The organism is Yoonia vestfoldensis SKA53, assembly GCF_000152785.1.
Classification (GTDB): domain Bacteria; phylum Pseudomonadota; class Alphaproteobacteria; order Rhodobacterales; family Rhodobacteraceae; genus Yoonia; species Yoonia vestfoldensis_A.
Genome location: NZ_CH672414.1, coordinates 1,410,834 through 1,418,504 on the forward strand (window position 1 = coordinate 1,410,834; position 7,671 = coordinate 1,418,504).

Annotated in this window: 6 protein-coding genes; 1 reads left to right on the forward strand and 5 read right to left on the reverse strand. The window is 62.5% G+C overall.

Annotated features, from left to right (window positions below):
• Nucleotides 1-40: 40 nt before the first annotated feature.
• Nucleotides 41-382: a DUF427 domain-containing protein gene (locus SKA53_RS06955; RefSeq protein ID WP_007205391.1), complete on the forward strand. Its 342-nt coding sequence runs from the start codon at nt 41-43 to the stop codon at nt 380-382.
• Here the strand turns inward: SKA53_RS06955 and SKA53_RS06960 are convergent.
• The 5 genes from SKA53_RS06960 to ftsZ all read right to left on the reverse strand — a co-directional run bounded on the left by SKA53_RS06960 (nt 379) and on the right by ftsZ (nt 7,511).
• On the reverse strand, nt 379-2,049 hold the full coding sequence (locus tag SKA53_RS06960; RefSeq protein WP_007205392.1) for a chloride channel protein: 1,671 nt from the start codon (nt 2,047-2,049) through the stop codon (nt 379-381). The genes SKA53_RS06955 and SKA53_RS06960 overlap by 4 nt on opposite strands.
• Nucleotides 2,050-2,158: 109 nt before the next feature.
• Nucleotides 2,159-3,808 (reverse strand): DNA repair protein RecN, encoded by a 1,650-nt coding sequence (recN, locus tag SKA53_RS06965; RefSeq protein ID WP_040482829.1) that lies wholly within the window; start codon nt 3,806-3,808, stop codon nt 2,159-2,161.
• 36 nt (nt 3,809-3,844) lie between these two features.
• The gene (locus tag SKA53_RS06970; RefSeq protein WP_007205394.1) at nt 3,845-4,630 is read right to left on the reverse strand and encodes an outer membrane protein assembly factor BamD; all 786 of its coding nucleotides are present in this window, start codon (nt 4,628-4,630) and stop codon (nt 3,845-3,847) included.
• Between the two features lie 180 nt (nt 4,631-4,810).
• The gene (gene lpxC / locus SKA53_RS06975) at nt 4,811-5,728 is read right to left on the reverse strand and encodes a UDP-3-O-acyl-N-acetylglucosamine deacetylase (RefSeq protein ID WP_007205395.1); all 918 of its coding nucleotides are present in this window, start codon (nt 5,726-5,728) and stop codon (nt 4,811-4,813) included.
• A 208-nt stretch (nt 5,729-5,936) separates the two neighbouring features.
• Nucleotides 5,937-7,511: a cell division protein FtsZ gene (gene ftsZ, locus SKA53_RS06980; protein WP_007205396.1), complete on the reverse strand. Its 1,575-nt coding sequence runs from the start codon at nt 7,509-7,511 to the stop codon at nt 5,937-5,939.
• Nucleotides 7,512-7,671: the final 160 nt, after the last annotated feature.

Here is a 7,671-nt window from a genome sequence, read left to right on the forward strand (position 1 = left end):
AGAATCTTGGAACCAGAAATCTTGACCCGAAGGATCTTTCATGCCTGATCACATTACAATTCGCCCTGCGACGGGCACATGGGTCGTGCGCGCTGGTGGCGCTGTTCTGGGCGAATCCACCCAGGCGCTGGAACTGACCGAAGGCGATTATCCGCCTGTGATCTATTTCCCGCGCGCCGATATCGCCATGGCGTTTCTGGAACCGTCGGACACGACATCGACCTGCCCGCACAAGGGCGGTGCCACCTATTACGGGATCGCCGCGAAAAGCGGGCTGATCGCGGATGCGGTCTGGTCCTATGAAGACCCCAAACCTGCCGTGGCCGAGATAAAGGGCTATCTGGCGTTTTACAAAAGCAAGGTCACCGTCGAAGAAATCTAGGAATGTTCTTCGGCTGCTGTGTCCGATAGCGCGCGGTTCATCGCACGCAGGGCATCGAGCTGATACAGCACGCCCAGCACTGTGGGCGTGTCTGAACCTTTGTCCAAGAACACGATTGGCAAAAACGCCGCGCCGCTGCGATCGAACAGGGGCATCGCCTGTTCCAGCGTCGCTTTGCGGTCAAGAAAAAGTCCCTGCTGGATCAATGATTTGCAGCCATCGTCTGGCGCGGGGCGCAGATGGGCTATGACGGGGATCGTGGCCAGCAGATAGGCCTGCGGCCCTGCCGCCAGATGTACGCCGCGCCGTTCCAGCTGGGTCAGGAAAAACGACCGGTCCACCAGCCGTGATGCCAAGGCGGTGGACAAAGACACCGCAACCATCACCGCCAGCCCGGTCTGCCAGTCGCCCGTCAGCTCGAACACGATCAGCGTCGTGGATATCGGCGCGCCCAGCACGGCGGCGGCCACCGCCCCCATGCCCGCCAGCGCATAAAGCGACCCTTCACCCGAGACATTGGGAAAGACTGCCGTCGCGATCAGGCCAAAGGCCAGCCCGGTCAGCGCCCCGATCATCAAGGATGGTGAAAACACGCCACCCCCCATCCGCCCGCCGATGGTGATCGCGACGGCCAGCACCTTGAGCGCGACAAGAACGATCGCCTCGTGCAGCAGCAGCGATCCGGTCAGCGCGGCGGTCGTGGTTTCATAGCCGACCCCGATGATATGCGGAAACCAGATCGCCAGCCCGCCCAGCATGGCCCCTGCCACCGCAGGCCGCAGATAGCGCGGCAGGCGGGTCAGGTTTTGCACAAAATTCGCAAAATCATCGGCCCAGAAGATGGATTTCATCAGCACCACCGCGACCAGCCCGCAGACCAGCCCCAACAGCAAAAAGGCCGGCAGTTCGACATAAAACGCCAGCGCATTCTGCACCGGCAGCACGAATTCGGCCACATCGCCAAATACCGTACGGTTGATGATCGTGCCAACCACCGACGCGATCACGATGGGTGCAAAGGCATGAACCGCAAAATGCCGCAGAACGACTTCCAGCGCGAACAAGGCCCCGGCGATCGGCGCGTTGAAACTGGCCGATACGGCGGCGGCGACGGCACAGCCCAGCAGATCGCGCCCCGTGATCCCGTTGGCCTTGATCCAGCGACACACGATGGTGGACAGCACGGCGGCCAGATGCACCACCGGGCCTTCGCGCCCGCTGGACCCGCCGGTAGACAAGGTGATCAGCGACGCAGCGGCCGAGGCCAGACCGCGCCGCACCTCGACCCGCCCGCGCGACAGTGCCGCGCCTTCAATGACATCCGCCACCGACCGCACACGGCCATCATCGGTGAAACGGTGCAGAATCACCCCAACGATCAACCCGCCGCAGATCGGCACGACCAGCACATGATACCACGCCAGACTGGCCGCCAGCGTCTGCAACATCACGACATCTTCGGTGCCGTAAACGGCAGATTGAATCACTGAAATCCCCAGCCGGAACAGCACCGCAGCCCCCGCCGCCGCGATGCCGATGACCAATGCGATAAACCAGAACTGAATCTGGGTCGGTCCATGGGTTTTCATCACCTGCAGCGCATCAAATCGGGCGCGCCGCAGATAGGCGGCACCTTTTTGCAGGGTCGATCTGACAGCTGCGCGCATCCGTCTCCGCCGTGATTGCACTCTGCCCGCAGGCCGGATGTGCGGGTGAGTGCCTTGATAACGGGACCGTAAGGCAGGTCCAAGCCCTGATATCGGGCGCGCTTTCCGTTTAGGCCTTGATCAGCGCCTTGGCGGCTTCGCGTGCGGCATCTGTCACCGTGTCGCCCGACAGCATCCGCGCGATTTCGTCGATCCGCGCGGCGGCATCCAGCCGCACGACGGTGGACAGGGTCGCATCCGCGCGCTGGTGTTTTTCGACCCGCCAGTGGTGCCCGCCCAAGGCCGCGACCTGCGGCGAATGGGTCACGACCAGCACCTGCCCGCCCTGCGCCAGTTCCGCCAGCCGCCGCCCAACGGCATCCGCCGTCGCCCCGCCGACACCACGGTCGATTTCATCAAAAATCATGGTCAGCCCGTCGGCCTCTTGGGTCAGGCAGACCTTGAGCGCCAGCAAAAACCGGCTGAGTTCGCCGCCAGAGGCGATCTTGTTGATCGGGCCGGTCGGCGCACCGGGGTTGGTCGCCACGGTAAAGGCCACAGCATCGCCACCATCGGGGCCAGAATCGGCATCGGTGATTTCGGTCGTGAATACGGCGCGTTCCATTTTCAGCGGGGCAAGCTCTGCCGCCATCGCAAGGTCGAGCTTGCGCGCCGCGCCCTGCCGTTTGGCGCGCAGATTGGCCGCTGCAGCATCATAGGCGGCCTGCGCGCCCTGCACCTGCGCGGCCAGCGCCTGCAGATCGCCGGAGGATCCGTCCAGCACGGCAAGACGGCCGCGCAAATCATCGGCAAAACCGCGTAAATCGTCGGGCAGCACGTCATGTTTGCGCGCCAGTCCACGGATCGCGAATAGCCGTTCTTCGGCCTGTTCCAGCGCGAAGGGATCGAATGTCAGCGCGTCCAGACAGGTTTCAATAGCGCGTTGGGCATCGTCCAGCGACAGCATCATCGCCTCGATCGCCGTCAGAGCGGGGTCAAGCTGGCCTTCGGCCTTGTCGGCAGCGCCTTGCAGCCAGCGGGACGCATCATTGACCAGCCCTTCGGCGCCTTGCAGGCCCAAGGCTTCATGCGCGCGGACGATATCGGTGCGGATTTTCTCGGCGGATTGCATCAGGCGGCGCTGTGCGTCCAATGTCGCCTCTTCGCCCGCCTCGGGGGACAGCGCGTCAAGCTCGGCCACGGCATGGCGCAGATAATCTTCCTCGGCGCGGGTTTCGGCAACCTTGGCTTCGGCTGCGGCCAGCGCCTTGCGCGCAGCGGACAGCGCACGCCAAGCGGCCTGCGTGGTGGCCAGCTCACCTTCAGCGCCGGCGAAGGCATCAAGCATCTGGCGGTGACCACGCGGGTTCAGCAGGCCGCGATCATCATGCTGGCCATGCAATTCGACCAATGTATCCGACAGCGCGCGCAGCACGTCACCGCTGACGCGGCGGTCATTGACCCAAGCGGTCTTGCGCCCGTCGCGGGTGTTGATCCGGCGCAGGATCAGCTCATCCTCGACCTCCAGCCCCGCATCTTGCAGGATCGCGCGGGCGGGATGATCGGTGGACAGGTCGAACCATGCCGTAACCTCGCCCTGTTCGGCGCCTTGGCGGACCAGTTCGGCACGCCCGCGCCATCCCAGCACGAACCCCAACGAATCAAGCAGGATGGATTTGCCTGCGCCGGTTTCGCCTGTCAGCACGTTCAGCCCGGGCTGGAACGCTAATTCCAGCCGGTCGATGATCAGCATGTCCCTGATGTCTAAGCCGCGCAGCATGTCGCACCCCGAAGGGCGGGAAAACCCCCGCCGTGGTTAAAGCCACTCACCCCGGATCACCTGCCGATAAATCGACGCCAGCCAATTGTCGCCGGCCGCCTCGGCCGCCAGACCGCGTCCTGTCAGCAAGGCGAAACTGGCCGCGTACCAGTCACTGGACTGGTAATTATAGCCAAGGATCGCGCCTGCGGTCTGCGCCTCATCGGTCAGGCCCAGCGACAGATAGGCTTCCACCAGACGGTGCAGCGCCTCTGGCGTATGGGTCGTGGTCTGGAAATCTTCGACAACGGTGCGGAACCGGTTGGCGGCAGCGGCGTAATTGGCACGCTTGAGGTAATAGCGCCCGACTTCCATTTCCTTGGCCGCCAGCTGGTCAAAGGCCAGATCGAATTTCGCCACAGAGGCCGCGGCATATTCGCTGTCGGGATAGGTTTCGATCACGCGGCGCAAGGCTTGCAGCGCCTCAAACGTCAGCCCCTGATCGCGGCCGATATCGGAAATCTGGTCGTAATAGGACAGGGCCAAAAGATAGGCGGCATAGGGCGCATCCTGTTCGGCGGGATAGAAATCGACGAACCGCTGGGCCGCGGCGCGACTGTTGGGATAATCGCCATCGCGGTGATAGGCAAAAGCCTGCATGATCAACGCGCGCTGCGCGAATTCTGAATAATGATAGAGGCGTTCAATCTCACCAAAGGTGAAGGCCGCGTCATCGGCATTGCCGGCCTCGATCTGGCGTTCGCCCAGCTCGAATATCTGCTGCGCGCTCAGGTCTTCCATCGCGACATTGCTGCCCGCGCCACTGCAAGCCACCAGCAACATCAAGCGGCAACGCGCCCAGAACGCGTTTGTTTTTCATGTTGCTTGTCACGTCTGCTGTCCTCTTGCCTGACTGCGGCCGCAAAGCACGCAGCGCTATGCGGTCTGTATCGGTCTAGCATACAAAATTGAGGGGCAAAATGCCTTTTGATCCAGTGGCGATCAACAGGGCGATACCGGATATCAGGCGACCGCGACCAGATCGGCCTGGCTGACGCCGACACCGGGCAAACGGGCTGCGATATTGCTGTCACAACGCACCATGCGCCACGCATCAGGCTGGGCGAAAAGCGCGCGCAGCAACAGGTTGGTCATCGCATGCCCGGCGCGTGATCCGGTATAGCGCCCCAGAATGGGCGCACCGGCGGTGTAAAGATCACCCAAGGCATCCAGCATCTTGTGGCGCACAGCCTCGTCCGTATGGCGCAAACCGCCCGGCGTCAGGATCTTGTCGCCATCCACCACAACCGCGTTATCAATGCTCCCGCCGAGGGCAAGCCCCTGCGCGCGCATCGCATCCACGTCAGCAGACCGGCAGAATGTCCGGCTGTCGCACAATTCGCGCACGAAAGCGCCGTTTGCCATGTTCAGCGTCTTGTGCTGCCGGCCAATGGCGGCATCGACGAAATCAATTGCAAAGTCGATCTGCAAGGTCGTCGCGGGGCTGAGCGTCGCGGTCGCCTCCCCTTGGGTCACTGTCACATCGCGCAGGATTTCTATGGCCTGCAGGGGCGCTGTGTCGGTTTGCAGACCGGTCGCTACGATCCCGCGCACAAAAGCTGCCGCGCTGCCGTCAAGAATAGGGACTTCGGCGGCGTCGATGTCGATCAGCGCGTTATGCACGCCACAGCCTGCCAGGGCGGCCATCAGATGTTCGATGGTCGAAACGGACACGCCATCGGCATTGGCCAGACGTGTGTTCAGCGGTGAAACAATCACGTTTTGCCACAAAGCGGCGATCACCGGCATTCCCGCAAGGTCCACACGGCGAAACGCAATCCCCGCCCCCGCAGATGCAGGGCGCAGAACAACCCGCGCGGGAACACCCGTGTGCAGGCCGACACCTTCAAAAACGATGGGAGATTTAACGCTGTTCTGCACGAGGCGGGACCAAACTTGTAAGGAAAGATGTGTTCCGACCTTGGTACTGTGCAGGTGCAGCATGCTCAATTCACTCTTTGCGACGGACTGAAACATCAAGTTTCAAACCCGTTAAAAAGCGCAAGTCATTGATAAAAATGAAAAAGGCCGCATCGCTGCGGCCCTTTGTCAGTCTTGTCACACCCGTGGACCCCCACGGGGCCTGCGATCAGTTCGCCTGACGGCGCAGGAAAGCAGGAATTTCGATTCGATCCTGATCGTCTTCGGCCTCTTGTTCGGGCCGCAGGGCGGTGACCTGCGGCTGCGTGCGCGCGGGCTGTTGTGCAGGTGAGGCATCGGCCTGCGCGCCGGTCATGCGGTTGATCAACGAGTTGATCCCGAAACGCGGCTTTTCTGCTTCGGCGGCTCGTGGCGCGGGGCGCTGTTGCTGATCCGCAGGCTTTGGCACGCGGTTGACGGCGGCCTGCAAACGGGCCAGCGCCTCTGGCGAGGGGGTGCCGGGGGCCGGTGCGCGGGGGGCCACGAATGCATCGGCATCCGACAAGGTCGGCTCAGGGCGCGGCGTATAGGCAGGCGGCGGCAGATCATCAGCACGGCTCTGCGCAACGGGTGCTTCGTGGCGGGGCGCCATGATGGGGGCGTGATCGGTTTCCAGATCCTCGAACAAGCTGGGCTCCAGACGCGCATCGGCTTGGGCCGCCACGTGCTCGGCGGCAACTGGCACGGGGGCTGCTGCGACAGGTGCAGGGGCCTGATGGGCCTGCGGCAATGGCGCGGACATCGACCGGCGCGGGGTTGCATCCTCGGCACGCTTGGCCTTGGCGTCGATGCCGGTGGCAACAACGGAGACACGCATCCGGCCTTCCATGCTGGTGTCCAGCGTGGAACCAACAATGATATTTGCCTCTGGATCGACCTTTTCGCGGATCTTGTTGGCGGCCTCGTCCAATTCGAACAGCGTCAGGTCATAGCCGCCGGTGATGTTGATCAGCACGCCGCGCGCACCTTCGAGGCTGATTTCGTCCAGCAGCGGGTTGGCGATGGCCTTTTCGGCGGCCTGAATGGCGCGGTTTTCGCCCTCGGCCTCGCCGGTGCCCATCATGGCCTTGCCCATCTCGTCCATCACGGCGCGCACATCGGCGAAATCGAGGTTGATCAGGCCGGGGCGGACCATCAGATCGGTCACACCTTTCACGCCCTGATACAGCACGTCGTCGGCAAGCGCGAAAGCTTCGGTAAAGGTGGTGTTTTCATTGGCCAGACGGAACAGATTCTGGTTGGGAATGATGATCAGCGTATCGACGACCTTTTGCAGGGCTTCGATGCCTTCATCGGCCTGACGCATCCGCTTGCCGCCCTCAAACTGGAACGGCTTGGTCACGACACCCACGGTCAGCACGCCCAATTCACGCGCGGCCTGCGCGATGATCGGGGCCGCACCGGTGCCGGTGCCGCCGCCCATGCCCGCGGTGATGAAACACATATGCGCGCCGGCCAGATGATCGACGATCTGTTCGATGCTTTCCTCGGCCGCAGCCGCCCCGACGCTGGCGCGCGCACCGGCACCCAGACCTTCGGTCACTTTCAGACCCATCTGGATTTTCGAGGTCGCGCGCGATTGCTGCAACGCCTGCGCATCGGTGTTGGCCACAACGAATTCAACGCCGTCGAGTTGCTTTTCGATCATGTTGTTGACCGCGTTACCACCAGCGCCGCCCACGCCAAAAACGGTGATGCGCGGCTTCAGTTCATCGTGCCCGGGAAGGGAAAGGTTCAGTGTCATAACTCTGTCCGCCTGTTTTTGTTTTAGCCCGTCCCACCGGGCGACTGCTGCCTATTATCCCCCAGCATAGCCCTATGGTGCCGAAAGGTCACGGAAAAAACACAAACCGACCACCAAATCTTGACCTATATTCGTCTTTTCTGCTCGATATCGTCAGATC

Excerpts from the sequence above, each read along its gene's own strand:
- SKA53_RS06955 (WP_007205391.1), top strand. The coding sequence starts at position 41 with ATGCCTGATCACATTACAATTCGCCCTGCGACGGGCACATGGGTCGTG.
- SKA53_RS06960 (WP_007205392.1), bottom strand. The coding sequence starts at position 2,049 with ATGCGCGCAGCTGTCAGATCGACCCTGCAAAAAGGTGCCGCCTATCTG.
- recN (WP_040482829.1), bottom strand. The coding sequence starts at position 3,808 with ATGCTGCGCGGCTTAGACATCAGGGACATGCTGATCATCGACCGGCTG.
- SKA53_RS06970 (WP_007205394.1), bottom strand. The coding sequence starts at position 4,630 with ATGTTGCTGGTGGCTTGCAGTGGCGCGGGCAGCAATGTCGCGATGGAA.
- ftsZ (WP_007205396.1), bottom strand. The coding sequence starts at position 7,511 with ATGACACTGAACCTTTCCCTTCCCGGGCACGATGAACTGAAGCCGCGC.